Genomic DNA, 24,959 nt, shown 5'->3' with positions numbered 1-24,959 from the left:
CAGCGAACGTAGTGAGCGTGGCGGCTGTTCTCATCTAGAGGACTCCCTTGGTCGAGGGCACGGTGCCGCCGGCGCGCGGATCGACTTCCAGCGCCATGCGCAGCGCCCGGCCGAAGGCCTTGAACACCGTCTCGCACTGATGGTGGGCGTTGACACCCCGCAGGTTGTCGATGTGCAGCGTCACCAGGGCGTGGTTGACGAAGCCCTGGAAGAACTCGCGCGTCAGGTCGACGTCGAACTGGCCGATCATCGCGCGCGTGAAGGGAACATGGAACTCCAGGCCGGGGCGGCCCGAGAAATCCACCACCACGCGCGAGAGCGCCTCGTCCAGCGGCACGTAGGCATGGCCGTAGCGGCGGATGCCGGCCTTGTTGCCGACCGCCTTGGCCACGGCCTGGCCGAGCGTGATGCCGACGTCCTCGACCGTGTGGTGCGCGTCGATGTGCAGGTCGCCGTCGGCCACGACGTCGATGTCGATCAGGCCATGGCGCACGATCTGGTCGAGCATGTGGTCCAGGAACGGCACGCCGGTCTGCAGGTTCTGCTTGCCGGTGCCGTCGAGGTTGACGACCGCGCGGATGCGCGTTTCGTTGGTGTTGCGGGTGATCTCGGCGGTACGCATGATCGTTTCCGGATGGTCGGGTTGAATGGGCGGCGGCGTCACGAGGCGCTGCCGTCGTCCAGGCGGTATTCGGCGCTGCGCGCGTGCGCCTGCAGCCCTTCGCCATAGGCCAGGGTGGCGGCGACGCGCCCCAGGGTCCGCGCGCCGGCGCCCGAGACCTTGATCAGGCTGGATCGCTTCTGGAAATCGTACACGCCCAGCGGCGACGAGAACCGCGCGGTGCGCGAGGTCGGCAGCACGTGGTTGGGGCCGGCGCAGTAGTCGCCCAGCGACTCCGAGCTGTGGGTGCCCATGAAGATCGCGCCGGCGTGGCGGATCAGGTCGGCCCAGCGCTCGGGCTCGGCGGTGGAGATTTCCAGGTGCTCGGGCGCGATGTCGTTGGCGATGGCGCAGGCTTCTTCCAGGTCGCGCACCAGGATCAGCGCGCCGCGGTTGGCCAGGCTGGTGCGGATGATGTCCGCGCGCGGCATCGTGGGCAGCAGCCGGGCGATGGCGGCCTCGACCTGCGCGATGTAGCCGGCGTCGGGGCACAGCAGGATGGCCTGGGCCAGTTCGTCGTGCTCGGCCTGCGAGAAGAGATCCATGGCGATCCAGTCGGCCGGCGTCCCGCCGTCGCAGATGACCAGGATCTCGCTGGGGCCGGCGATCATGTCTATGCCCACCGTGCCGTACACGCGCCGCTTGGCGGCGGCGACGTAGGCATTGCCGGGGCCCACGATCTTGTCGACCGGGACGATGGAAGGCGTGCCGTAGGCCAGCGCGCCGACCGCCTGGGCGCCGCCGATGGCGATCGCGCGGTCGACGCCGGCGATGGCGGCGGCGGCCAGCACCATGGGATTGCGCACGCCGTCGGGCGTGGGCGTGACCATGACGACCTCGCCCACGCCGGCCACCTTGGCCGGGATGGCGTTCATCAGCAGCGAGGACGGGTAGGCCGCCTTGCCGCCGGGCACGTACAGGCCCACGCGGTCGAGCGGGGTGACCTTCTGCCCCAGCACGGTGCCATCGGGCTCGGCGTAGGTCCAGGTCTCGGCCCGCTGGCGTTCGTGGTAGACCCGGATGCGGTCGGCGGCGGCCTCCAGGGCGGCGCGCTGCTCGCGCGGCAGCGCCTCCAGGGCCGCGATCCAGTCGGCGCGGGGAATGTCCAGTTCGCGGATGGACGCGGCCTGTACACGGTCGAAGCGGCGGGTGTATTCCAGCACTGCGCCATCGCCACGGGTGCGGACGTCCAGCAGGATGTCGGCCACGGCGCGTTCGATGGACGCGTCCTCGGACGCTTCGAAGGCCAGCAGCGCGTGCAGGCGGGCTCGGAAGTCGTCGCTACGGGTATCGAGTCGGTTGATGAGGGACATACGCTAGCTCTGCAAAATCGGTTTCCGGAAGGCAGCCCTGCCCCGCGCCGGCGGCGCGGGAGCGATGGACGACGCAGCCTCTGCATGGCGCGGCGGGCCGGCCGCGCGGCGAGCGCCCCGCGGATGCCGCCAGATCAGGCCGGCATGGCCAGGCTGGCGCGCGCGAAGGCGTCGATCAGAGGCTGCAACCGGTGTCGCCGGGTCTTCAGGGCCGCCTGGTTGACCACCAGGCGAGACGATATGTCCATGATATCTTCGACCGCGACCAGGTTGTTGGCCCGCAATGTCCCACCGGTGGATACCAGGTCGACGATCACGTCGGCCAGCCCCACCAGCGGCGCGAGCTCCATCGACCCGTACAGCTTGATCAGGTCGACGTGCACTCCTTTCGCGGCGAAATGCTCGCGCGCGGCCTGCACGTACTTGGTCGCCACGCGCAGGCGGGCGCCCTGGCGCACCGCGCTGGCGTAGTCGAAACCCTCGGGCACGGCCACGCACAGCCGGCACTTGCCGATGCGCAGGTCCACGGGCTGGTACAGGCCGCCCGGATGCTGGGCCGCATGTTCGATCAGCACGTCCTTGCCGGCCACCCCCAGGTCGGCGGCGCCGTACTGGACATAGGTGGGGACATCCGAGGCACGCACAATGATGATGCGCACGCCGGGGTCGCTGGTCGGCAGGATCAGCTTGCGGGACTTCTCCGGGTCCTCGGCCACCGTGATGCCGGCCTCGGCCAGCAGGGGCATGGTCTCGGTGAAGATGCGGCCCTTGGACAGCGCCAGGGTGATGGGCGTGTTCGGATCGGCCGGTGCGAAGGCGCTCATCGTGCCTGCCCCCCGGATCCGCTCACGCGGCGGATGTCGGCGCCCAGCTGCAACAGCTTGCGCTCCATCTGCTCGTAGCCGCGGTCCAGGTGATAGATGCGGTCTATCGTGGTCTGGCCGTCGGCGACCAGGCCCGCGATGACCAGGCTGGCCGAGGCCCGCAGGTCGGTCGCCATGACGGTGGCGCCCGACAGGCCGGCCACGCCCTTGACCACGGCGGTATGGCCGTCGATCTCGATGTCCGCTCCCAGCCGGCGCAACTCCTGCACGTGCATGTAGCGGTTCTCGAAGATGGTCTCGGTGATGACCGCGGTTCCTTCTGCGATGGCATTCAGGGCCATCAGCTGGGCCTGCATGTCGGTCGCGAAGCCGGGATATTCCAGGGTGCGGAAACCCACCGCGCGCGGCCGGCCACTCATGCCCGCCTGCACCCAGTCGGTACCGCACTCGATGGCCAGCCCGGCCTCGGCCAGCTTGTCCAGCGTGGCGCCCATGCTGGCCGGATCGGCGTTGCGCAGCACGATCTCGCCACCCGCCGCGCCCACCGCGCACAGGAAGGTGCCGGCTTCGATGCGGTCCGGCATGACCCGGTGGGTCGTGCCGTGCAACCGCGAGACGCCCTCGATGACGATGCGGTCCGTGCCGTGGCCGCTGATGCGGGCGCCCATCTTGATCAGCAGTTCCGCCAGGTCGACGATCTCGGGCTCGCGCGCGGCGTTCTCGAGCACCGTCAGCCCCTCGGCCAGCACGGCCGCCATCATCAGGTTTTCGGTGCCGGTCACCGTGATCATGTCGGTGCGGATGGTGGCGCCCTTCAGGCGCTTGGCCCTGGCCACGACGAAGCCGTGCTCGATGCTGATCTCGGCTCCCATCGCCGCCAGCCCCTTGATGTGCTGGTCGATGGGACGCTGGCCGATGGCGCAGCCGCCGGGCAGGCTGACCCGGGCCTCGCCGAAACGCGCGACCAGCGGCCCGAGCACCAGGATCGAGGCGCGCATGGTCTTGACCAGCTCGTACGGCGCTTCCAGCGATTCGACCCGGGTGGCATCCAGCGTGACGCGGTCGCCCGGCTGGCCGGCGCGCTCGGCCTTCACGCCCAGTTGGCGCAGCAGGCGCAGCGTGGTGCCGATGTCGTTGAGCTGGGGGACGTTCTCGAGCGTGACCGCATCGGCGGTCAGCAGCGACGCGCACAGGCAAGGCAGCGCGGCGTTCTTCGCCCCCGACACCTCGACCTCGCCACGCAGAGGGCGACCGCCGGTGATCTGCAGCTTATCCATTAATTGCCCGCCTTGAATTCCTGGGGAGTGAGGGTGCGCATCGACAAGGCATGGATTTCTTCCCGCATGCGTTCGCCCAGCGCGGCATAGACCAGTTGGTGCCGCGCGATGGGGCGCTTGCCCGCGAATTCGGCGCTGACGATGACCGCCTCGAAGTGCTGGCCATCGCCCTGCACGTCGACATGTTCACAGGGCAGTCCGTCGAGGATGTATTGCCGGACCTGCTCCGGAGTCGGAAGAGTCATGCTTTCAGTAACGCAGTTTGTAGCCGGTGGACAACAGGCGCAGCGCGAACCCGGCCACCACCAGGAACGTCCCCGCGACCACCGCCAGGCTGTGCCAGGGGGTGACGTCGGAGACCCCGAAAAACCCGTAGCGGAAGCCGTCTATGGTGTAGAAGATCGGATTCCAGTGCGACACCGCCTGCCAGAACGGCGGCAGCGAGTGCACGGAATAGAATACCCCGGACAGGAAGGTTGCCGGCATGATCAGGAAATTCTGGAAGGCCGCCATCTGGTCGAACTTCTCGGCCCAGATCCCGGCCACCAGCCCCAGCACGCCCATGATGCCGCTGCCCAGCACCGCGAACACCAGCATCCAAAGCGGTTCGGCGAAATGCGGCGCGGCGAAGAACAGCGACACCGCGTAGATTCCCAGCCCGACGAACAGGGCGCGCACGATGGCGGCCAGCACGTAGGCCCAGAACACTTCCCAGTGCGTCAGCGGCGGCAGCAGCATGAAGACCAGGTTGCCCGTGACGCGGCTTTGCATCAGCGACGACGAGGAGTTGGCGAACGCGTTCTGCAGCATGCTCATCATCATGAGCCCCGGGATCAGGAAGGCGGTGTACGGCACGGTGCCATACACCGTGACGCGGCCTTCCAGCACGTGGGCGAAGATCAGCAGGTACAGCACCGCCGTCATCACCGGCGCGCCCACGGTCTGGAATCCTACCTTCCAGAAGCGCAGCATTTCCTTGTAGAACAACGTCAGGAAGCCGGAGCCCGCGTTCAGGTTGGGCTGCAGGCCGACGAAGCCCGCCGGCTTGCCGGCCTCGGAACCCGTGGTGGAAACGCCGCTCTCGGGCGGCCGTGCGACGACGCTCATGCCGCCTTCTCCAGCGACGCCGAGGCGGAGTCCCCGTGCATGATGTTCAGGAAAGCATCCTCGAGATCGGCGGGCAGCACTTCGATGCCGTCGATGATCCCGCCGGCCGTGCGGACCTGCGCCAGCAGGGACTCCAGTTCCGTGCTGTTGTCCAGGCGCAGCACCGCGCGGTTGTCCTGGCGCTGCACCAGCTTCTCGTCCAGGGTGCGGCTCTTGCCCGCAGGCCACCCCGATGCGCCCATGTGCAGCACCAGGCGCGAACCGCCGACCTTGGCCAGCAGCGCCCGCGTGGTATCCAATGCCACGATGCGGCCGGCCTTGAGCATGGCGATGCGGCCGCACAGTTCCTCGGCCTCTTCCAGGTAATGGGTGGTGAGCAGGATGGTGTGGCCCATGCGGTTCAGGCGCGAGATGAACTGCCACAGCGTACGCCGCAGGTCCACGTCCACGCCGGCGGTGGGCTCGTCCAGCACGATCACGGGCGGCCGGTGCACCAGCGCCTGCGCCACCAGCACCCGCCGCTTCATGCCGCCCGACAGCGCGCGCATGTTGTCGTCGGCCTTGGAGGTCAGGCCCAGGTTTTCCAGGATCTCGTCGATCCAGTCGTCATTGTTGCGCAGCCCGAAATAGCCCGACTGGATGCGCAGCGTCTCGCGGACCGTGAAGAACGGGTCGAACACCAGCTCCTGCGGCACCACGCCCAGTGCCCGGCGGGAGGCGCGGAACTGGGACACGACGTCGTAGCCGCAGATGGATACCTGGCCCGTGGTCGCGCGCGACAAGCCCGCCAGGATCGCGATCAGCGAGGTCTTGCCCGCGCCGTTCGGCCCCAGCAGCCCGAAGAATTCGCCCTGGGCGATGTCCAGGCTGACATCGTTCAGCGCCTGGAACCCATCCACCGCCTGGCCAGCGCCCACGCGCCGCCACAGGCTGGTCTGCCTGGGGTACACCTTGGAAACATGCTCGATGCGAACGGCGGATGACATGGCTTGATCAGAAAACACTACCGCGCCGGGAGGGCCTCGCAGCCCCCTAAAAAGCGCAAATCCCGGCAAACGCCGGGCAATTCCCCATTATAGAGGATGGTCGGAAACAGCAAGAGCTGACTACCCGGCCTACCCCAGGGCACCGCGGATCCGGCTTTGCCGGTCCGCCAGTGCCGCCCCTGGGGGCACGCGTCAGCGCGTAGGGGGTCATTTGAATGCAGCGTTCCGCTCCGCCAGCGACTTGATCAGGCCGTCGACGCCGTTTTGGCCGATCTGCTGCGAGAACTGGTTGCGATAGTTCTCGATCAGCCATACGCCCAGCACGTTGACGTCGTAGATCTTCCAGCCCTGGCCCGCCTTCTCCATGCGGTAGTCCACGGGGATGGGATCGCCGGCCGGCTGCTTGATCACGGTCTTGACCACCACGTCGGTGGCGTCGGCCGGGTAGTGCGAGGGCCGCAGTTCCACCGCGGTCTGCTGCTTCACGGACGAGACCGCGCCGCTATAGGTGCGCACCAGGGTAGTGCGGAATTCCTTGACCAGCGCCTTCTGCTGCTCGGGCGTCGCCTGGCGCCAGTAGCGGCCGGCGGCCAGCCGGGTCGTCTTTTCGAAGTCGACGTACGGCAGGATCTTCTGGTCCACCAGCTGCAGCAGGCGCTGCGGATTGCCGGACTGCACCGACGGATCGGCCTTGATGGCGGCCAGCACTTCGCCCGTGACCTGCTGGATCAGCGCCTCGGGCGTACCGGCGCCCTGCGCCCGGGCCGCCTGCATGGCGCCCATGGCCAGGATGACGCCGGCGGCCAGCGCCAGCAGCCAGTTCAGGATCCGGGGCGCGGCCGCCGCGGGCATCGTCATGTTTTTTGAAATCATGGAAATCCTTACTTTTGCGGTGCACCCGACGCCGGAGCGGGCGCCGCGGCATCGTCATCGTCGTCGTAGTTGGGCAGAGAATAGTCCGGCAACGCCCCCTCCGCGCCGCTGGCGCCGCGGATCAGGCTGGCGCGCCGCTGCAGGTAGGCATCGCGGGTGAAGGTGTAGGGATCCAGGGCGACCTGGTCGAGCAGGTTGCCCACTTCGAGCAGGTTGGCGCGCGCGTTCACGACACGCAGGCCGTAGACGCTGTTGCGCACGGGCACGTTGTCGATATTGCCGACGGCCACCGGATCGGCCAGGAAATCGACCGCCGTGCCGCCCGCGTCGCGGATGGTGCTGGGCCCCAGCAGCGGCAGCACCAGGTACGGGCCGGCGCCGACGCCCCAGACGCCCAGGGTCTGCCCGAAATCGGCCTTGTTGCGGGGCAGGCCGTTCTGCGTGGCGAGGTCAAAGCAGCCGAACACGCCCATCGTAGTGTTCAGCAGGACGCGGAAGGTGGTGTTGATGCCGTCCGGCGCACGGTTCTGCAGGAAGCTGTTGATGGCCGACATCACGTCGCCCACGTTGGCGAACATGTTGCGCACGCAGCTTCGCACCGGCGACGGCACCACGTTCACGTAGCCCTGCGCCACCGGCTTGAGCACGGCGCGATCGACCGTGTCGTTGAACTTGTACATGCTGCGGTTGAATCCCTCCAGGGGATCCCGCGGGTCGGCCGGCCGCCCTTCCGGGGCGGTGGCACAGCCCGCCAGCCCTGCCGCCAGCATCAATGCCAGGATTTTCTTATTCATCTTCATACACTCGTCGTCATTTCGCGGCGGGCTCTGCCGAGCCCGCGGAACCGCCTTCCGCCGGCTTGCCGGTACCACCCTCGGCAGCCTTGCTGTAGAGGAACTGGCTGATCAGGTTCTCCAGCACGACCGCGCTCTGGGTATAGCGGATCTTGTCGCCGGGGGCGAAATTCTTGTCGTCGCCGCCCGGTTCGATGCCGATGTACTGCTCGCCCAGCAGCCCCGAGGTCAGGATCTTGGCGGACGAATCGGTGGGAAACTGGTAGCGCGCGTCCAGGTCCAGCGTGACCACGCCCTGGAACATCTTGTCGTCGAACGCGATGCTGGACACCCGCCCCACGACCACGCCGGCGCTCTTGACCGCCGCGCGCGGCTTGAGCCCACCGATGTTGTCGAAATTGGCCGTCACCGCATAGGTCTTGCCCACCGACAGCACGCTCAGCAGGTTGCCTGCCTTCAAGGCCAGGAAGACCAGGGCGAGTGCGCCCACCAGCACGAATATTCCCACCCAGAGATCGACTTTTTCTCGCGACATCTCGTATTCCTCCGGTACCCCGCCCACGCGGCGGGTCCCTAAGCCAATTGCTTGCAACGGCCGCCCGGCGGGCGCCGCGCCTTGTTTAGTTGCCGAACATCCAGGCCGTCAGCAGGAAGTCCAGGCCCAGCACCGCCAGCGACCCGGCCACGACGGTACGCGTGGTCGCGCGCGACACGCCCTCGGGCGTGGCCTTGGCGTAATAGCCCTGGTAGAGCGCGATCAGCGTGACCGCCACCCCGAAGACGATGCTCTTGAGCACGCCGTTGCCCACGTCCTTCCAGACATCGACGCCATTCTGCATTTGCGACCAGAAGGCGCCGTCATCCACGCCGATGAGCAGCACGCCCACGCCCCAGCCGCCCAGGATACCGACCGCGGAAAACACCGCCGCCAGCAGCGGCATGGCGATGATGCCGCCCCAGAAGCGCGGCGCCAGCACCCGGCGCACGGGATCCACGGCCATGACCTCCATGGCCGACAGTTGCTCGCCCGCCTTCATCAGGCCGATTTCGGCGGTCAGCGAGGTGCCGGCTCGGCCGGCGAACAGCAGCGCGGTCACGACCGGGCCCAGCTCACGCACCAGGCTGAGCGCGACCAGCAGGCCCAGCGCCTGCTCGGAACCGTAGCGGTTCAGGGTGTAGTACCCCTGCAGCCCCAGCACGAAGCCGACGAACAGGCCGGATACGGCGATGATCACCAGCGAATAGTTGCCGATGAAGTGGATCTGCTGCACCACCAGCCGCGGACGGCGCAGCGCGGTGCCGCTCTTGAACAGCAACTCGATGAAAAACCGGGCAAAGGTGCCCAGGCCGACCAGCGATGCGCGCGTGCCGGCGCCCACCGAGATCAGGAAACGGGTCAGGGCCATCAGCGCACCCTCCGCTGGCGCTCGAGCCAGGCCTGGTAGGCAGGCGTTTCGGGATACTGGAAAGCCACCGGGCCGTCGGGCTCGCCGTGGAGGAACTGGTGCACGAACGGATCCTGCGACGCGGACAGTTCGGCCGGCGTACCGCCGGCGACGACGGTCCCGCGCCCCAGCAGGTAGACCTGGTCCGTGATGTGGAAGGACTCCTGCACGTCGTGCGTGATCAGCACCGACGCGCAGCCCAGCCGGTCGGTCATGGTCCGGATCAACTGGGCGGTCACGCCCATGGAGATGGGGTCCAGGCCGGCGAACGGTTCGTCATACAGGATCAGCTCGGGTTCCAGCACCACGGCTCGCGCCAGCGCGACCCGGCGCGCCATGCCGCCCGAGATTTCCGAGGTCCGCAGGAAGGCGGCCGCCTTCAGGCCCACGGCGTCCAGCTTGGACAACACCCGTTCCAGGATTTGCTGTTCGGTCATGGAGGTGTGCTCGCGCAACGGGAACGCCACGTTCTCATAGACGTCCAGGTCCGTGAACAGCGCCCCCTGCTGGAACAGCACGCCCATGCGCTTGCGCAGATCGAACAGGCGGTCGCCCGACAACTGCCCGATATCCTCGCCCAGCACAAACGCCCTGCCCGCCTGGGGCGGCAACTGGCCCGTGGCCGCGCGCAGCAGCGTGGTCTTGCCCGACCCGGAGCCGCCCATGATGGCCACCACCTGCCCGCGACGGACCTGCATGTCGACGTCCCGCAGGATGACACGGTCGCCATAGCCCACCGACAGGCCGTCGAAGGCTAGCGCCACATCGGTGGGGGAATGCGTAGATCGTGCCGAATCAGGCATGTAGAGGCAAGAAGAGTTGAAAAGATGGGCGTTGCTTGCAAAAAACCGGTGGGTTCGAGGGGAATCCAGCGGGGGATTCTAACAGCAGCACGCCTGGGCACCGTGCTAACCCTTAGGCAGCAGCGGGTTTTGTCCCCCGGCGCATACGCCGCGATTTGCCGGCGGCGCATGCTCGTCCTGTCCATGGCGCGCCGAAGCCCGGCATGGCCCATGGAAGAGTGCAGATTATGAACCACGGCGCCCCGCGCCGGTTTACGTTTTTACAACAAACGCCCGGCTCGCCGGTGTATCCACATGAAAAACGCCCCGAGGTCCGGCCGGACGACTCGGGGCATGATGCCACCGCGCTTTTAAGCGCGGATTAATGTCAGCGAGGCAGCTCGGTCGCCCCCATCAGGAAGGTATCGACCGAGGCCGCGCACTGGCGGCCTTCGCGGATGGCCCAGACCACCAGCGACTGGCCGCGCCGCATGTCGCCGGCCGCGAAGACCTTGTCGACGTTGGTGCGGTAGTCGTCGGTATTGGCCCGCGCGTTGCCCCGGGCATCGCGCTCGACACCGAAGGCTTCCAGCACCTGCTGCACGGGCGACACGAACCCCATGGCGAACAGCACCAGGTCGGCGGGCAACTCGAACTCGGAGCCCTCGACCTCGACCATCTTCATCTGACCGTTGTCGCCGCGCACCCACTCGACGCGGCAGGCCACGAGCGAGGTCACCTTGCCGTTCTTGCCCTTGAAGGCCTTGGTCGACACCGCCCAGTCGCGGTCCACGCCCTCTTCGTGGGACGAGGAGGTGCGCAGCTTCAGCGGCCAGTACGGCCAGGTCAGTTCCTTGTTCTCGGATACCGGGGGCTGCGGCATGACCTCGAACTGGGTGACGGACGCCGCGCCATGGCGGTTGCTGGTGCCCACGCAGTCCGAGCCCGTGTCGCCGCCGCCGATCACGATGACGTGCTTGCCGGTGGCCATGATCTGGTCCTTGAGCTTGTCGCCCGCCACCACCTTGTTCTGCTGCCGCAGGAAATCCATCGCGAAATGCACGCCCTGCAGTTCGCGGCCCGGCACCGGCAGGTCGCGCGGGGTTTCCGCCCCGCCCGACACGACGATGGCGTCGAACTCGGCTTGCAGTTCCTGCGGCGTCTTCACGGTGGCGGAGATGCCCAGCGCCTTGGCGTCCTCGGGCCGCCCCACGAACGTCGAGGGACGGAACACGACGCCTTCCTGCTCCATCTGCGCCATGCGGCGGTCGATCTGCCACTTTTCCAGCTTGAAGTCGGGGATGCCGTAGCGCAGCAGCCCGCCGATGCGGTCGCTTTTCTCGAACACGGTCACGTCGTGGCCGGCGCGCGCCAGTTGCTGCGCGCAGGCCAGCCCCGCGGGGCCGGAGCCGACCACCGCGACTTTCTTGCCCGTCTTGGCCTTGGGCGAGGCCGGCACCACCCAGCCGTGCTCCCAGCCGTGGTCGATGATGGCGTGCTCGATCGACTTGATGCCGACGGCATCGCTGTTGATATTGAGGGTACACGCCGCCTCGCAGGGCGCCGGACAGATGCGCCCGGTGAACTCGGGAAAATTGTTGGTGGAATGCAGCACCGCCAGCGCCTGCTTCCAGTTCTGCCTGTACACCAGGTCATTCCAGTCGGGAATGATGTTGTTGACCGGACAGCCGTTCGTGCAGAACGGAATGCCGCAGTCCATGCACCGGGCACCCTGCTGCTTGGCCTGCTCGGTGTTCAGATGGAGGACGAATTCCTTCCAGTGCTTGACGCGCTGCTCAGGCGCTTCCGCGGCTTCCTGCAGACGCTGGTATTCCAGAAATCCGGTGACCTTACCCATGGCTCTTTCCTGACTATCCTGTTTGGAGCCGGCGCGTGCGCCGCGCCGGCTCCGATTCTTCATTACGGTTCACGCCGCCTCCCGGCGGCAGGGCGTGCCTAGGCGGCCAGCTTCTGCGGATTCCGGGCATCCCACATTTCGCCCAGCGCGCGCCGGTACTCCGTCGGCATGACCTTGACGAACCGGGTGCGGGCGGTCTCCCAGGCATCCATGATGTCGCGGGCGCGGAAGCTGCCGGTGTAGCGGAAATGGTTCTCGACCAGGCGGCGCAGGATGGCCTCGTCGGTATCCCGCTCGCCGCCCCGCACCATGCTGTGCCACAGGCGCTGCGAACCTTCCTTCTCCTGGACCGCCGCGGGAACGACTTCCTCGAGCTCGACCATGGCCATGTTGGCGCGCAGACGGAAGGCGCCGTCCGGGTCGTAGACGTAGGCCACGCCGCCCGACATGCCCGCGGCGAAGTTGCGGCCGGTCTCGCCCAGCACCACCACGGTGCCGCCGGTCATGTATTCGCAGCCGTGGTCGCCCACGCCTTCCACCACCGCCGCGGCGCCCGAGTTGCGCACCGCGAAGCGCTCGCCCGCCACGCCGTTGAAGTAGGCCTCGCCCGACAGCGCGCCGTACAGCACGGTATTGCCGACGATGATGTGCTCGGGCCCATGGCCGCGGAAATCATTGGGCGAGCGCACGATGATGCGGCCGCCGGACAGTCCCTTGCCGACGTAGTCGTTGCCGTCGCCCACCAGGTCCAGCGTCACGCCATGGGCCAGGAAGGCACCGAAGCTCTGGCCGGCGGTGCCGTTGCACTGGATGTGGATGGTGTCGTCGGGCAGGCCCTCGTAGCCGTACTTGCGCGCCACCATGCCGGATAGCATGGCGCCGATGGTGCGGTTCACGTTGCGCACCGTCGTGATGAACGAGACCTTCTCGCCACGCTCGATGGCGGGACGCGCACGCTCGATCAACTGGTGGTCCAGCGCCTTGGCCAGGCCGTGGTCCTGTTCATCCACGTGCAGGCGGGCCACGTCGGCCGCCACGCGCGGCTGGTGGAACACGCGGCTGAAGTCCAGGCCGCGCGCCTTCCAGTGTTCGATGCCGGCACGCATGTCGAGCAGGTCGGAACGGCCGATCAGGTCGTCGAACTTGCGTATGCCCAGCTGGGCCATGATTTCGCGCACTTCCTCGGCGATGAAGAAGAAGAAGTTGACGACGTGCTCGGGCTTGCCCTGGAACTTGGCGCGCAGGACGGGATCCTGCGTGGCCACGCCCACCGGGCAGGTATTCAGGTGGCACTTGCGCATCATGATGCAGCCTTCGACCACCAGCGGCGCGGTGGCGAACCCGAATTCGTCGGCGCCCAGCAACGCGCCAATCACGACGTCGCGGCCGGTCTTCATCTGGCCGTCGGCCTGCACGCGGATACGGCCGCGCAGGTGGTTCAGCACCAGGGTCTGCTGCGTCTCGGCCAGGCCCAGTTCCCACGGCGTGCCGGCATGCTTGATCGACGACACGGGCGAAGCGCCGGTGCCGCCGTCGTGGCCGGCGATCACCACGTGGTCGGACTTGGCCTTGGCCACGCCCGCGGCCACCGTGCCGACACCGACCTCGGACACCAGCTTGACCGAGATGGATGCCTGGGGATTGGCGTTCTTCAGGTCATGGATGAGCTGGGCCAGGTCCTCGATGGAATAGATGTCGTGGTGCGGCGGAGGCGAGATCAGGCCCACGCCCGGCACCGAGAAGCGCAGCTTGGCGATGTATTCCGACACCTTGTGGCCGGGCAGCTGGCCGCCCTCGCCGGGCTTGGCGCCCTGCGCCATCTTGATCTGGATCTGGTCGGCGCTGGCCAGGTACTCGGCCGATACGCCGAAGCGTCCCGAGGCCACCTGCTTGATGCGCGAACGCAGCGAATCGCCGGCCTTCAGCGGCACGTCGGCCACCACGCGGTCGGCGCCCAGCACCGACGCCAGGGTGTCGCCGTCCTTGATGCCGGCCTTGCCGTGCTGCAGTTCGGCGCGATAGCGCAGTTCGTCCTCGCCGCCCTCGCCCGTATTGGACTTGCCGCCGATGCGGTTCATCGCGATCGCCAGCACCGAGTGGGCCTCGGTCGAGATCGACCCCAGCGACATCGCGCCGGTCGCGAAGCGCTTGACGATCTCCTTGGCCGGCTCGACCTCGGCCAGCGGAATGGCGTGGGCAGGGTCGAACTTGAACTCGAACAGGCCGCGCAGCGTCATGTGGCGCTTGCTCTGGTCGTTGATGATCTGCGCGTATTCCTTGTAGGTGCGGTAGTTGTCCGCACGGGTGGAATGTTGCAGCTTGGCGATGGCGTCCGGCGTCCACATGTGCTCTTCGCCGCGGATCCGGAAGGCGTATTCGCCACCCTCGTCCAGCGCGCCGTCCAGCAGCGGGTCATTGCCGAAGGCCGCCTTGTGCATGCGCAGGGATTCCTCGGCCACCTCGAAGATGCCGATGCCCTCGATGTTGCTGGCGGTGCCCGGGAAATACTGCTCGACCAGCGGACGGTTCAGGCCCACGGCCTCGAAGATCTGGGCGCCGGTGTACGACATGTAGGTCGAGATGCCCATCTTGGACATGACCTTCTGCAGGCCCTTGCCGATGGCCTTGACGTAGTTGTAGATGGCCTTGTCCACGGGCACCTTGGCGTCGTGCTCGTGCTCGTGGGCCAGCGCCTCCATCGCCAGGTAGGGGTGCACCGCCTCGGCGCCGTAGCCGCCCAGCAGCGCGAAATGATGCACCTCGCGCGCCGAGCCGGTTTCCACCACCAGGCCGGTGCTGGTGCGCAGGCCGGCGCGGATGAGATGCTGGTGCACGGCCGAGGTGGCCAGCAGCGCGGGAATGGGCACGCGGTTCGCGTCGACCAGCCGGTCGGACACGATCAGGATGTTGTAGCCGCTCTTGACGGCATCCACCGCCTGGGCGCACAGCGCCGCGACCCGGGCCTGGATGCCTTCCTTGCCCCAGGCGGCCGGATAGGTGATGTCCAGCTCGAAGCTCTTGAACTTGCCGTTCGTGACGCGCTCGATGTGGCGGATCTGCGCCATGTCGGCGAAGTCCAGCACCGGCTGCGCCACTTCCAGGCGCAGCGGCGGGTTCACGTTGTTGATGTCGAGCACGTTGGGCTTGGGCCCGATGAACGACACCAGCGACATCACCATGTTTTCGCGGATGGGGTCGATGGGCGGGTTGGTGACCTGCGCGAACAGCTGGCGGAAGTAGTTGTAGAGGCTCTTGTTCTTGTTGGACAGCACGGCCAGCGGCGCGTCGTTGCCCATCGAGCCCGTGGTTTCCTCGCCCAGCGCGGCCATGGGGCGCAGGATGAACTTGTAGTCCTCCTGCGTCCAGCCGAAGGCCTGCTGCCGGTCGAGCATGGGCACGGACGAGCGGCCTTCCTCGACCTCTTCGCGGACGGGTTCGGGCAGCGTGTCCAGCTTGATGCGGATGCGCTCGATCCACTGGCGGTACGGCTTGCTGTTGGCGAGCTGGTCCTTCAGTTCCTTGTCGTCGATGATGCGGCCGAGCTCCAGGTCGATCAGGAACATCTTGCCCGGCTGCAGGCGCCACTTCTTGACGATCTTGCTTTGCGGGACCGGCAGCACGCCCGACTCCGAAGCCATGATGACCAGGTCGTCGTCGGTGACGATGTAGCGCGCCGGGCGCAGGCCGTTGCGGTCCAGCGTGGCGCCGATCTGGCGGCCGTCGGTGAAGGCGATGGCGGCCGGGCCGTCCCAGGGTTCCATCATCGCGGCATGGTATTCATAGAAGGCACGGCGCGCCTCGTCCATCTCGGCATGCTGTTCCCAGGCCTCGGGAATCATCATCATCATGGCGTGCGAGATGGAATAGCCGGACATGACCAGCAGTTCGAGGCAGTTGTCGAACGTGGCGGTGTCGGACTGGCCTTCGTAGACGATGGGATAGAGCTTCTTCAGGTCCTCGCCCAGCACCGGCGACTGCATCACGCCTTCGCGGGCGCGCAGCCAGTTGAAGTTGCCCTTGACCGTGTTGATCTCGCCGTTGTGGGCGATCAGGCGATAGGGGTGGGCCAGCGGCCAGGCGGGGAAGGTGTTGGTGGAGAAACGCTGGTGCACCAGGGCCAGCGCCGTGACGGCGCGCGCGTCGGCCAGGTCGCGGTAGTAGCGGCCCACCTGGTCGGCCAGCAGCAGGCCCTTGTAGACCACGGTGCGGCTGGAGATGGACGGCACGAAGTATTCCTTGCCGTGCTTCAGGTGCATCTTCTGGATGGCGTGCGAGGCCATCTTGCGGATGACATACAGCTTGCGCTCGAGCGCGTCGGGCACCATGACGTCGCCGCCCCGGCCGATGAAGAGCTGCCGGATGACCGGTTCCATGCTCTTCACGTTGGGCGACATCGGCATGTCCTTGTCGATGGGCACGTCGCGCCAGCCCAGCACCACCTGGCCCTCGGCGCGCACGGCGCGCTCGAGCTCGGCCTCACAGGCCAGCCGCGACCCTATTTCCTGGGGCAGGAACACCATCGCCACCCCGTATTCCCCGGGAGCGGGCAGGACCACGCCCTGGGCGGCCATTTCCTCGCGGTACAGCGCATCGGGGATCTGGATCAGGATGCCGGCGCCATCGCCCATGAGGGGATCGGCGCCCACCGCGCCGCGGTGGTCGATGTTCTCGAGGATCTTCAGGCCCTGCTGGATGATGGAATGGCTTTTCTGGCCCTTGATGTGGGCCACGAAACCCACGCCACAGGCGTCGTGTTCGTTGGACGGGTCGTACAGGCCCTGGGCGTCCGGCTGGCGCGGCGCGGGCAGGCCGATGCGCGAAGCGTCGATGACGGCCGTCCGGGACAACGGGGCCGAGAGGTGATCCTGGCTGGATAGGGGCATGGTGCGCTCCGCTGGAGGACTCGCGTGCCGGGCACGAATCCGGGTACTGGACATCGGGAATTCCGAACCCGGCGCGCACAGGAGCAGCGCCAGGGGAAAACGACGATACTGCGGCGCACCAGGGGCTGCAAGAAAAATAAAAAGGGGAACGTCCCCAATTATTATCCAGGCTACAAATCGAGGAAATTAAATTGGGGTCGCACCATTACCGTGCGTTTTCATCCTCTGCTCGCGGCTGTTTCCGGGGCCTCCCCCGCTTGCTGGCCGCGGCGCGCCGGCTGCTGGTGCCCTCGAGCGACTGCACGAAGGCCGGCCCACCCAAGGCCCATTGGCCGTATAGCGCCTGTTCGATGCGCTGCGCCGCCGAGGGCGCCACGCCCTCGGCCATTCTGGCGCGGTAGTTGGCCTGCCGGTCGAACGGCGTATTGCCGCAGGCCCAATAGTCGGCATGGTCGTGCAGCAGCCCCGCCGCCGCGGCCCCCACGTGCGCCGGGGCCGAGGACCAGCGCCACAGTTCCGCATCGCCGGCCAGCCCCTGGCGCAGCGGGACCGTCTCGAGCCAGATCAGGCAGGGCAGCACCCAGGCGCCCGGCTCGACCAGCGTGGAGCGGAACCGGCCGGCAAAGACCCTGCCTATATGTAATCGGGCGGCCAGGCGGCGTCCCAGGGACTGGATCACGGCCGAAATCCCGCCTGGGCCCGAGGGCGTGGCCATCAGCAACAGTTGATCGAAAGTAAGCGCCCACCCATGAACGGCCACGCCGTGCTGCCGGGCGTCGGCCTCCAGCCAGGCGGCCACCTGGTCCAGCATGGCGCCGCCGTCGCCCCCCGCCGACAGGGGAACCGTGAAACGGGCCTGGGCGAGATGGGGAAGATCCGGAGCGTACAGGCGGGGAAGGCGGGCCATGTTTATTGGGGACGCATCAATATAGAAGGTCGGAAAATGCAGGTTTCCGCGAACGATACGCCGATTTCATGGTCTATGCAGTATGAAACCCTGATCGCCCGCCCAAGCCCGGTCCCCATCGGCTCCCCTCCGGCGCCGTCCCGACCGGGTCCGCTCGCCGTGCTGCATTGCACAGCGATCGAATCGCTTTATCGCACCCATCAAAAACACCCATTAGCACTCTTTGTTCGAGAGTGCTAACCTTCAGACATGGAGGTAAGCCGTTTATGAAACGTTCGTCGAATCAGTCCAACGTCCTCGCACCCGCCACAAGCGGTCCGGGCGCGCTGGCCCTGGCCATCGCCAACCCGGGCGCCCTTGGCACGATCGAAGCCTATATCGGCGCCGTCAACCGCCTGCCGGTGCTGACGGCCGAGCAGGAACACGACCTGGCCCTGCGCTACCAGGAAAAGCAGGACCTCAACGCCGCCCGCGAACTGGTGCTGTCGCACCTGCGCCTGGTGGTGGCCATCGCCCGCCAATACCTGGGCTACGGATTGCCGCACGCCGACCTGATCCAGGAAGGCAACGTCGGCCTGATGAAGGCCGTCAAGCGCTTCGACCCCAACCGCGGCGTACGGCTGGTCTCCTTCGCCATCCATTGGGTCAAGGCCGAGATCCACGAGTACATCCTGAAGAACTGGCGCCTGGTCAAGGTGGCGACCACCAAGGCCCAGCGCAAGCTGTTCTTCAACCTGCGCAGCCTGAAACCGGACTCGCATGCGCTGACGCCGGAGCAGGTCGAGGAAATCGCCGCCAGCCTGAACGTGCGGCCGCAGGACGTGACCGAGATGGAAGTGCGCCTGTACGGGCAGGACATGGCCCTGGAAGGCCGTGGCACCGATGACGGCGAAAACGATTTCGCCCCTATCGCCTACCTGTCGGACGAAGGCCAGCACGAGCCCAGCGCCATCCTCGAGGAACGCCGCCGCGACGAACTGCACGGCAGCGGACTGCTGCAAGCGCTGGATAGCCTGGACGAGCGGTCGCGCCGCATCATCGAGGCGCGCTGGCTGAAAGACGAAGGTGGCGCCACCCTGCAGGAACTCGCGGACGAATTCGGTGTGTCCGCCGAGCGCATCCGGCAGATCGAGGCCCGCGCCATGACCAAGATGCGCGGAGCGCTGGCCGAGTACGCCTGACCCCGCAGGCAGCGGCCAGGGCGACACGAGCCCGAGGGCGGATTCCGGAGCACCGGATCCGCCCTTTTTATTTGGGCGCGACAGCCGTCACACGAAGTTACAGAAATGGCGGAAATTTACGTGGAAACACGGGTGGCGGGTGAACTTCCCCGCCTGGGCGTGGACTAACCATCAGGTGGGACACGCTTTGGGTGCAACGCCCTCGTGTCGGAATGTCGGGCTTCCCCCGCTCGACGTTTCTTCCGGCGCAGTCTGCCGGTACCAGCCGATACATCCGCCTCTGCTTTTCTCCTCCCTCCCCCCCACTTGAGGCGGATATTCCACGGGACACCTTCGGTGTCCCGTTTTTTTAGGGGGAGCCCACCCCCTACCCGCTTACGCGGGCCCCCTCAAGGGGGCGATGCGGGTGGACCGGCGGAGCCGGATCCACCGCATCCTGGGTCTAGTACCCGTTTCTTGGAGTGTGCGGCACCGGTGCTGTCGCTGGCTGCCAGCGGTAGCAGCCGTGCTTAAGTCCAAGATAGTTTCCCTAGACCCAGGAAACCGCGGATCTGGCTTTGCCAGTCCGCCGGTTTCGCCCCCTGGGGGGCGCGCGTCAGCGCGTAGGGGGGCTATAACAGCTGGCGAATGTCGCTGGCCAGGGCGTCGACGCCGGCATTGTGGCGGGCGAAGAGGCGCAGGTGGCCGTCGGGGTCGTAGATGTAGACGCCGGCGGTGTGGTCCATGGTGTAGGAACCGGGCTCCTTGCCGTAGAACACCTTGAAGGACTTGGCCACGCGGGCGGTGGCATCGGCGTCGCCGCGCAGCCCGAGGAAGCTGGGGTCGAACTGGGTCACGTACGCACGCAGGATCTCGGGCGTGTCACGCTCGGGATCCACCGTCACGAAGGCGACCTGGACCTTGTCGCCGTCCTTGCCCAGGCTGCTCTTGACCTGCACGAACTCGGCCAGCGTGGTCGGACACACGTCGGGACACTGCACGAAGCCGAAGAACACCACCAGGACCTTGCCCTTGAAGTCCTGCAGCGTGCGCGGCTGTCCGTTGAAATCCGTCAGGGACAGATCCGTTCCCAGATCCGATCCGCTCACGTCGGTGCTGTTGAACGAAGGCTTCTTCTGGCAAGCCGCCAACATCGCCGCCGCCACGGCGGCAGCGCCGGCGCGCAGGACGAAACGGCGGGAAACAGCAAACTCGGCCATGACTAACCCTCAATGACGACAAACGGAGGGAGAATCCGCCCGGACACGGGCGGACGTCCCTCACAACCAGTGATCGACCAGCAGGGCCGCGAACAGCAGCGACAGATACAGGATCGAATAGCGAAACAGGCGCCGCGCCAGCTCGTCGCTGTAGCTGCGGTAGAGCTTCCAGGCATAGCCCACGAACACCAGCCCCAGGGCCACGGCGCTGGCCAGGTAGACCAGGCCGCTCATGCGGATCACGTAGGGCAGCAGCGTGGTGGCGAACAGCGCCACGGAATACAGCAGGATGTGCAGCCGCGTGAGCTTCTGGCCGTGCGTGACGGGCAGCATGGGCAGGCCGGCGTTCTCGTAGTCCTTGGTGCGGTACAGCGCCAGGGCCCAGAAATGCGGCGGCGTCCAGATGAAGATGATCAGTACCAGCAGCCACGCCTCGGCCGGGACGCTGTCGGCCACGGCGGCCCAGCCCAGCGCCGGCGGCATGGCGCCGGAAAGGCCGCCGATCACGATGTTCTGCGGCGTGCGGGGCTTCAGGATGACGGTATAGATGATGGCGTAGCCGACGAAGGTCGCGAAGGTCAGCCACATGGTCAGCGGATTGACCAGGGTGTAGAGCACGGTCATGCCCAGGCCGCCGACCACGCCCGACATGGCGATAATCTGCAGCGCGCCGATGTCGCCCCGCGCGGTGGGCCGGTGCGCGGTGCGGGCCATGCGCGCGTCGACCTGCTCCTCGATCAGGCAGTTGATGGCGAAGGCGGCCGCCGCCAGCAGCCAGATGCCTATCGTCGCCGCGATCACGGTCTGCCACGGCGGCACGGCGGGGGTGGCGAGGAACATGCCGATGACCGCGCAGAAAACGGCAAGCTGGCTGACGCGAGGCTTGGTCAGCACCCAATATTGCCGAAGACGCAGACTGACGGTAGACACAGTAATGCTTTCCATGAGGATTCCCGAACTTCAGTAGGCCCTCGCGCCGCCATCCGGCGCGTGGCGGGCCCGTCCCAGCCTGACCAGCAGCGTCACGCACAGGATGGTCAGGACGGCGGCCCCGCCGTTATGCAGCACGGCGATCACTATAGGCCATTGCAGGAAAATGCTGGTCAGCCCGGTCAGCAGTTGCACCACGAGCATGGCCAGCAGCGCCCGCGACGGCCCCTGCAGGCCGTCGTATCGGCGCAACCTGAGCGCCAATCCGCCCAGGTAGATCAGGACCACGAACGCGAAATTGCGATGCGTCCAGTGGATGGCGGTCAGCGCGCTTTGCGAGATGATCTCGCCCGATGGCAGCTCGCCCAGCCCGCGCACGATCGAATAGCCGCCGCCGAAGTCCATGTCCGGCAGCCACTGGCCGTGGCAGGTCGGGAAATCCATGCAGGCCAGCGCCGCGTAATTCGTGCTGACCCAGCCCCCCAGCGCCAGCTGCGTATACAGCAACACCAGGCCGACCGCCACGTATTTCCGCCAACGTCCGGCTTCCGGCACGATATCCGGCAGCACGGTCTGCCTGGCCGACAGCCAGGTCAGCAGCGCCAGCAGGCTGATCCCGCCCAGCAGGTGGGCGGTGACCACGGCCGGCATCAGTTGATGGGTGACGGTCCAGGCGCCGAAGGCCCCCTGCAGGCAGACCGCCGGCAGGATCACCGTGGCCAGCCAGGGGGACTGTGCCAGCGCCTTGCGGTGGCGCCAGGCCATGAACACGATGCCGATGATCAGCATGCCCAGCAGGGTGCCCGCGTAGCGGTGGATCATCTCTATCCAGGCCTTGGATAGTGTAACCGGTCCTTCGGGCATGGCCGTCGCGGCGGCGTGGATGTCATGCCGCGCCCCGATCGGGGACGCATTGCCGTAGCAACCCGGCCAGTCGGGGCAGCCCAGGCCGGAATCGGTCAGCCGCACGAAGGCGCCGAACATGATCAGGTCGAAGGTCAGGAACATCGTGATCGCCACCAGCCTGGCGTAGCGGGCGCGGATCCGGGTGGTGCCCTCTTCGAGGCGTTGCGTGTCCATGGTCCCGCCCTAGCCGATGCGCGACGCGTGCAGCAGCTTGCCGATGTCCTCGCGCAGGCGCAGGGGATCGGGATTCTCGGGGAAGCGCAGCATCAGGTTGTTGCGAGGGTCGACCAGCCAGATGTGCTGGCCGAGCGCCGCGGGCGTGGCGTCGACGCCGGGCGGCAGCGCGAGGAAGCGCCCCACCTGCTCGGCCCGGGCGCGGACCATGTGGGTGCCTTCGTAGGCGCGGATGACCACGGTCGGCACGGGCTCGTCGTCCAGGATCAGCCAGACGCGCTCGATGCGCCCCACGTTCTTGCCCGTGCTGGCATGCGTCTGGCGCATGATGTAGAGCTTCTTGGCGCACTCGTCGCCGCAGTCGCCGCCGTGGGCGGCCACCATGACCCACTTGCCGTTCAGGCTGCGCAGGTCGAACGGCGTGCCGTCCAGGTCCGTCAATTGCAGTTGCTCGGCCGGCGGAACCGGGCGCTGCGGCTCGACCAGGTCGCCGTAGTTGGTGCCGGCGCTGCCCGGACGCCATTCCAGGAAATAGACCAGCGCGGCCGCCACCACGGGCGCGGCGCAGATCGCCAGCACCGCGTACAGGGCGAACAGCGAGCGCCGTGGCCGGACGGCGGCGCCGCTAGCGTTTCGGGCGGAGGACTCGGACAAGGATGACTCCAAAGGCGATGGCGGCGATGGCCGCGAACGAAAACCACTGCAACGCATAACCGCGGTGCGTGTCTATATTGGTAGGCGGACCGGCCCAGTCGCGGACCAGCCCGTCCGGCGCTTCGCCGGTCTGCTCCAGCACGGCGGGCAGCAGGGCCACACCCGCGGCCTTGGCGTAGGTCTCCAGCTCCAGGTTCTGCACCCGGGGCGGCGCGCCGGGCCAGCCGGGCAGGCTCGATGCCAACTCGTCGCGCTTGCGCCCGCTCAACGCGGGCAGTTCGAACAGGCGCGGCACGCGCGGGACGAGTTCGCCCCGCACGGTGACCGGGCCGGTCGGCGTACGTACGGTGACCGGGGCGTCGGGCACGGGACGCGGCAGCCAGCCCCGCAGTACGGCCACCGCCTGCCGGCCCTCGTCGTCGAACGCCAGCGGCGTCACGACCCAGAAACCCGGCCGGCCGTCCGCCATGCGGTTGTCCAGCAGCACCGTCCGGTCGGCCAGCCAGTGGCCGGAGGCCTGGGCCGACCGCCAGGGGATCAGGTCCTGGGCGGTCCGCTCCGGCCCCAGGGCCAAGGGCGGCAAGCCGCGGCCCGCTTCCAGCGCGGCCAGGGTGGCGGCTTTTTCGTGAGCCCGCCCCAGTTGCCAGCGGCCCAGCGCGACCGTGACCGCCACGGTGGCGGCCAGCAGCACCAGGGCCAGCGGGACCGACCCACCGCCGGCATGCCTGCGGCCGGCCGGCGGGATCGGCGCCGGCATGCCGGCAGGATGGGGCGCCGAGCGTTTCATGCAGCGGAAGAAGCGCACGGCACCGCGCGGACTGCCATAATCGCGGGCTGGAGGAGAGATTCGATGCGCATCATAGTAGGCATAGCCTTCGTCGGCATTCTGTACAGCTTGGGTTCCGCCCTGGTCTACCTGATGAGGGACACCGGCAATAGCAAGCGTATGGTCTACGCGCTGACGGCCCGGATCGGCCTGTCGGTGCTGTTGTTCCTGTTCGTGCTGTTCGCCCATTGGATGGGCTGGATCCAGAGCACCGGCCTGCGTTGACCGGCCCGCGCCAGGCGGCGCGGCATCTGGACGGCCCCGGCGGCCCCGAAGGGCAGGCCCCTGTCCGGCTCACCGGAAGGCCCAGCCTGCTAGTGTGCCTGCCCCCACACACCCCGGGAAGCGGCCAACTGTCGCAGGCCGCTGAGAACATGTCCCCCTTCCGTCTCACGCCCCCCCCCCGAACCAGGGCACAGCGGATCCGGCTCCGCCGGTCCGCCAGTGCCGCCCCCCTGGGGGGGCGCGCGTCAGCGCGTAGGGGGGGGGGTTCCCTTCTAGAACCAGTAGACGAAGAGGTACAAGCCCAGCCACACGACGTCGACGAAGTGCCAGTACCAGGCGGCGCCTTCGAAGCCGAAATGGTGGGTAGCCGTGAAGTCGCCCCGGATCAGGCGGCGCAGCATCACCGCCAGCATGATGGCGCCCATGGTGACGTGGAAGCCGTGGAAGCCCGTCAGCATGTAGAACGTGGAGCCGAAGGCGCCCGAGGTGAGCTTGAGGTTCAGCTCGGTGTACGCATGGAAATACTCATAGGCCTGGAAGCCCATGAAGGTCGCGCCCAGCAGGATGGTGACGAACAGCCAGAAGGCGGCCTTCGCGCGGTTGCTGGCCAGCAGCGCGTGGTGCGAGATCGTCAGCGTCACGCCCGAGGTCAGCAGCAGGGCGGTGTTGATGGTGGGGATCCAGAAGGGCCCCATCGCGGTGAAGGGCTCGATGGTCCCGGCCGGGCCGGTATTGGGCCAGGCGCCGGCGAAATCCGGCCACAGCACCATGCGGTTGTCGAGGTCCGACAGCCAGGGCGTGGTGAACGCGCGGGCGTAGAACAGCGCGCCGAAGAAGGCGGCGAAGAACATGACCTCGGAGAAGATGAACCAGCTCATGCTCCAGCGGTACGAAACGTCGACACGCTTGCTGTAGAGCCCGCCGGTGGACTCGGCGATGGCATCGCCGAACCAGCGGTAGAGCACGAAGAGGAAGCCGAGCACGCCGGCCAGCACGAACCATGGGCCGACGCTCACGCTGTTGACCCACAGGGCCATGCCCAGCAGGAAGAACAGCAGTGCCAGGCTGGCCGTGGCGGGATGCATGGATGGAGCCGGCACGAAATAGTACGGCGCCTCCTTGCCCGAAACCGAGTGACTTGCACTCATCTCAAC

General features: G+C 67.4%; 23 protein-coding genes. 2 read left to right on the top strand and 21 right to left on the bottom strand.

The window, feature by feature from the left end; genetic code table 11:
* Positions 1-34: 34 nt before the first annotated feature.
* From hisB to N5K27_RS08870, 15 genes are all read right to left on the bottom strand, one after another.
* A complete protein-coding gene (gene hisB / locus N5K27_RS08940) occupies positions 35-622 on the bottom strand; it encodes an imidazoleglycerol-phosphate dehydratase HisB (RefSeq protein WP_087838611.1) in 588 nt (195 codons plus the stop codon).
* Positions 623-660: 38 nt separating this feature from the next.
* A complete protein-coding gene (gene hisD, locus N5K27_RS08935) occupies positions 661-1,974 on the bottom strand; it encodes a histidinol dehydrogenase (RefSeq protein WP_279815850.1) in 1,314 nt (437 codons plus the stop codon).
* A gap of 134 nt (positions 1,975-2,108) precedes the next feature.
* Positions 2,109-2,798, bottom strand: coding sequence for an ATP phosphoribosyltransferase (hisG, locus tag N5K27_RS08930; RefSeq protein WP_087838613.1), 690 nt, complete (start codon positions 2,796-2,798; stop codon positions 2,109-2,111).
* Positions 2,795-4,075, bottom strand: a complete 1,281-nt coding sequence (gene murA, locus N5K27_RS08925) for a UDP-N-acetylglucosamine 1-carboxyvinyltransferase (protein ID WP_087838614.1) — start codon at positions 4,073-4,075, stop codon at positions 2,795-2,797. Before murA ends, hisG begins: the two co-directional genes overlap by 4 nt.
* A complete protein-coding gene (locus N5K27_RS08920) occupies positions 4,075-4,320 on the bottom strand; it encodes a BolA family protein (RefSeq protein ID WP_087838615.1) in 246 nt (81 codons plus the stop codon). The genes murA and N5K27_RS08920 overlap by 1 nt, the downstream gene beginning before the upstream one ends.
* A 4-nt stretch (positions 4,321-4,324) precedes the next feature.
* Positions 4,325-5,182: an ABC transporter permease gene (locus N5K27_RS08915; protein WP_087838616.1), complete on the bottom strand. Its 858-nt coding sequence runs from the start codon at positions 5,180-5,182 to the stop codon at positions 4,325-4,327.
* A complete protein-coding gene (locus N5K27_RS08910; RefSeq protein WP_087838617.1) occupies positions 5,179-6,168 on the bottom strand; it encodes an ABC transporter ATP-binding protein in 990 nt (329 codons plus the stop codon). The genes N5K27_RS08915 and N5K27_RS08910 overlap by 4 nt, the downstream gene beginning before the upstream one ends.
* Positions 6,169-6,375: 207 nt before the next feature.
* The gene (locus N5K27_RS08905) at positions 6,376-7,026 is read right to left on the bottom strand and encodes an ABC transporter substrate-binding protein (RefSeq protein WP_254914584.1); all 651 of its coding nucleotides are present in this window, start codon (positions 7,024-7,026) and stop codon (positions 6,376-6,378) included.
* Between the two features lie 23 nt (positions 7,027-7,049).
* On the bottom strand, positions 7,050-7,835 hold the full coding sequence (locus tag N5K27_RS08900; RefSeq protein ID WP_087838745.1) for a VacJ family lipoprotein: 786 nt from the start codon (positions 7,833-7,835) through the stop codon (positions 7,050-7,052).
* 16 nt (positions 7,836-7,851) lie between these two features.
* Positions 7,852-8,370 (bottom strand): outer membrane lipid asymmetry maintenance protein MlaD, encoded by a 519-nt coding sequence (gene mlaD, locus N5K27_RS08895; protein ID WP_087838618.1) that lies wholly within the window; start codon positions 8,368-8,370, stop codon positions 7,852-7,854.
* 85 nt (positions 8,371-8,455) lie between these two features.
* Complete coding sequence (gene mlaE / locus N5K27_RS08890) at positions 8,456-9,241, bottom strand: lipid asymmetry maintenance ABC transporter permease subunit MlaE (RefSeq protein ID WP_087838619.1); 786 nt, start codon at positions 9,239-9,241, stop codon at positions 8,456-8,458.
* On the bottom strand, positions 9,241-10,083 hold the full coding sequence (locus N5K27_RS08885; protein ID WP_087838620.1) for an ABC transporter ATP-binding protein: 843 nt from the start codon (positions 10,081-10,083) through the stop codon (positions 9,241-9,243). Before N5K27_RS08885 ends, mlaE begins: the two co-directional genes overlap by 1 nt.
* Before the next feature lie 367 nt (positions 10,084-10,450).
* Complete coding sequence (locus tag N5K27_RS08880) at positions 10,451-11,920, bottom strand: glutamate synthase subunit beta (protein ID WP_087838621.1); 1,470 nt, start codon at positions 11,918-11,920, stop codon at positions 10,451-10,453.
* Positions 11,921-12,018: 98 nt separating this feature from the next.
* Positions 12,019-16,803 carry a glutamate synthase-related protein gene (locus N5K27_RS08875; protein ID WP_087838622.1) on the bottom strand — a complete coding sequence of 1,595 codons (4,785 nt, stop codon included), beginning with the start codon at positions 16,801-16,803 and terminating at the stop codon, positions 12,019-12,021.
* A 205-nt stretch (positions 16,804-17,008) separates the two neighbouring features.
* Positions 17,009-17,710, bottom strand: a complete 702-nt coding sequence (locus tag N5K27_RS08870) for a hypothetical protein (protein WP_087838623.1) — start codon at positions 17,708-17,710, stop codon at positions 17,009-17,011.
* A 266-nt stretch (positions 17,711-17,976) separates the two neighbouring features.
* Between N5K27_RS08870 and rpoH the strand changes: the two genes are divergently transcribed.
* Positions 17,977-18,891, top strand: a complete 915-nt coding sequence (gene rpoH / locus N5K27_RS08865) for an RNA polymerase sigma factor RpoH (RefSeq protein WP_087838624.1) — start codon at positions 17,977-17,979, stop codon at positions 18,889-18,891.
* A 611-nt stretch (positions 18,892-19,502) separates the two neighbouring features.
* On the opposite strand, the gene N5K27_RS08860 is transcribed toward rpoH, so the two are convergent.
* From N5K27_RS08860 to N5K27_RS08840, 5 genes are read right to left on the bottom strand one after another with little or no spacing between them, the layout of a single operon-like run.
* Positions 19,503-20,090, bottom strand: coding sequence for an SCO family protein (locus N5K27_RS08860; RefSeq protein WP_279815843.1), 588 nt, complete (start codon positions 20,088-20,090; stop codon positions 19,503-19,505).
* A gap of 60 nt (positions 20,091-20,150) precedes the next feature.
* Positions 20,151-21,035, bottom strand: a complete 885-nt coding sequence (gene cyoE / locus N5K27_RS08855) for a heme o synthase (RefSeq protein ID WP_087838626.1) — start codon at positions 21,033-21,035, stop codon at positions 20,151-20,153.
* 15 nt (positions 21,036-21,050) lie between these two features.
* Positions 21,051-22,100, bottom strand: coding sequence for a COX15/CtaA family protein (locus N5K27_RS08850; RefSeq protein WP_087838627.1), 1,050 nt, complete (start codon positions 22,098-22,100; stop codon positions 21,051-21,053).
* Positions 22,101-22,109: 9 nt separating this feature from the next.
* The gene (locus tag N5K27_RS08845; RefSeq protein ID WP_243724492.1) at positions 22,110-22,754 is read right to left on the bottom strand and encodes a hypothetical protein; all 645 of its coding nucleotides are present in this window, start codon (positions 22,752-22,754) and stop codon (positions 22,110-22,112) included.
* Complete coding sequence (locus tag N5K27_RS08840) at positions 22,726-23,511, bottom strand: SURF1 family protein (protein ID WP_087838628.1); 786 nt, start codon at positions 23,509-23,511, stop codon at positions 22,726-22,728. The genes N5K27_RS08845 and N5K27_RS08840 overlap by 29 nt, the downstream gene beginning before the upstream one ends.
* A gap of 93 nt (positions 23,512-23,604) precedes the next feature.
* Here N5K27_RS08840 and N5K27_RS08835 point away from each other — a divergent pair, with 93 nt between their 5' ends.
* Positions 23,605-23,805, top strand: a complete 201-nt coding sequence (locus tag N5K27_RS08835) for a twin transmembrane helix small protein (protein ID WP_087838629.1) — start codon at positions 23,605-23,607, stop codon at positions 23,803-23,805.
* A 272-nt stretch (positions 23,806-24,077) separates the two neighbouring features.
* Here the strand turns inward: N5K27_RS08835 and N5K27_RS08830 are convergent, their stop codons facing one another.
* Positions 24,078-24,953 carry a cytochrome c oxidase subunit 3 gene (locus N5K27_RS08830; RefSeq protein ID WP_087838630.1) on the bottom strand — a complete coding sequence of 292 codons (876 nt, stop codon included), beginning with the start codon at positions 24,951-24,953 and terminating at the stop codon, positions 24,078-24,080.
* Positions 24,954-24,959 lie beyond the last annotated feature (6 nt).

This window comes from Pigmentiphaga sp. GD03639, from assembly GCF_029845405.1.
GTDB classification, from domain to species: domain Bacteria; phylum Pseudomonadota; class Gammaproteobacteria; order Burkholderiales; family Burkholderiaceae_B; genus Pigmentiphaga; species Pigmentiphaga daeguensis.
The sequence above is the reverse complement of the archived record's forward strand: the minus strand, read 5'-3'. Positions and strand labels throughout refer to the sequence as shown.

Coding starts and splice junctions, on each gene's coding strand:
- hisB (WP_087838611.1), bottom strand. CDS start 622: ATGCGTACCGCCGAGATCACCCGCAACACCAACGAAACGCGCATCCGC.
- hisD (WP_279815850.1), bottom strand. CDS start 1,974: ATGTCCCTCATCAACCGACTCGATACCCGTAGCGACGACTTCCGAGCC.
- hisG (WP_087838613.1), bottom strand. CDS start 2,798: ATGAGCGCCTTCGCACCGGCCGATCCGAACACGCCCATCACCCTGGCG.
- murA (WP_087838614.1), bottom strand. CDS start 4,075: ATGGATAAGCTGCAGATCACCGGCGGTCGCCCTCTGCGTGGCGAGGTC.
- N5K27_RS08920 (WP_087838615.1), bottom strand. CDS start 4,320: ATGACTCTTCCGACTCCGGAGCAGGTCCGGCAATACATCCTCGACGGA.
- N5K27_RS08915 (WP_087838616.1), bottom strand. CDS start 5,182: ATGAGCGTCGTCGCACGGCCGCCCGAGAGCGGCGTTTCCACCACGGGT.
- N5K27_RS08910 (WP_087838617.1), bottom strand. CDS start 6,168: ATGTCATCCGCCGTTCGCATCGAGCATGTTTCCAAGGTGTACCCCAGG.
- N5K27_RS08905 (WP_254914584.1), bottom strand. CDS start 7,026: ATGACGATGCCCGCGGCGGCCGCGCCCCGGATCCTGAACTGGCTGCTG.
- N5K27_RS08900 (WP_087838745.1), bottom strand. CDS start 7,835: ATGAATAAGAAAATCCTGGCATTGATGCTGGCGGCAGGGCTGGCGGGC.
- mlaD (WP_087838618.1), bottom strand. CDS start 8,370: ATGTCGCGAGAAAAAGTCGATCTCTGGGTGGGAATATTCGTGCTGGTG.
- mlaE (WP_087838619.1), bottom strand. CDS start 9,241: ATGGCCCTGACCCGTTTCCTGATCTCGGTGGGCGCCGGCACGCGCGCA.
- N5K27_RS08885 (WP_087838620.1), bottom strand. CDS start 10,083: ATGCCTGATTCGGCACGATCTACGCATTCCCCCACCGATGTGGCGCTA.
- N5K27_RS08880 (WP_087838621.1), bottom strand. CDS start 11,920: ATGGGTAAGGTCACCGGATTTCTGGAATACCAGCGTCTGCAGGAAGCC.
- N5K27_RS08875 (WP_087838622.1), bottom strand. CDS start 16,803: ATGCCCCTATCCAGCCAGGATCACCTCTCGGCCCCGTTGTCCCGGACG.
- N5K27_RS08870 (WP_087838623.1), bottom strand. CDS start 17,710: ATGGCCCGCCTTCCCCGCCTGTACGCTCCGGATCTTCCCCATCTCGCC.
- rpoH (WP_087838624.1), top strand. CDS start 17,977: ATGAAACGTTCGTCGAATCAGTCCAACGTCCTCGCACCCGCCACAAGC.
- N5K27_RS08860 (WP_279815843.1), bottom strand. CDS start 20,090: ATGGCCGAGTTTGCTGTTTCCCGCCGTTTCGTCCTGCGCGCCGGCGCT.
- cyoE (WP_087838626.1), bottom strand. CDS start 21,035: ATGGAAAGCATTACTGTGTCTACCGTCAGTCTGCGTCTTCGGCAATAT.
- N5K27_RS08850 (WP_087838627.1), bottom strand. CDS start 22,100: ATGGACACGCAACGCCTCGAAGAGGGCACCACCCGGATCCGCGCCCGC.
- N5K27_RS08840 (WP_087838628.1), bottom strand. CDS start 23,511: ATGCCGGCGCCGATCCCGCCGGCCGGCCGCAGGCATGCCGGCGGTGGG.
- N5K27_RS08835 (WP_087838629.1), top strand. CDS start 23,605: ATGCGCATCATAGTAGGCATAGCCTTCGTCGGCATTCTGTACAGCTTG.
- N5K27_RS08830 (WP_087838630.1), bottom strand. CDS start 24,953: ATGAGTGCAAGTCACTCGGTTTCGGGCAAGGAGGCGCCGTACTATTTC.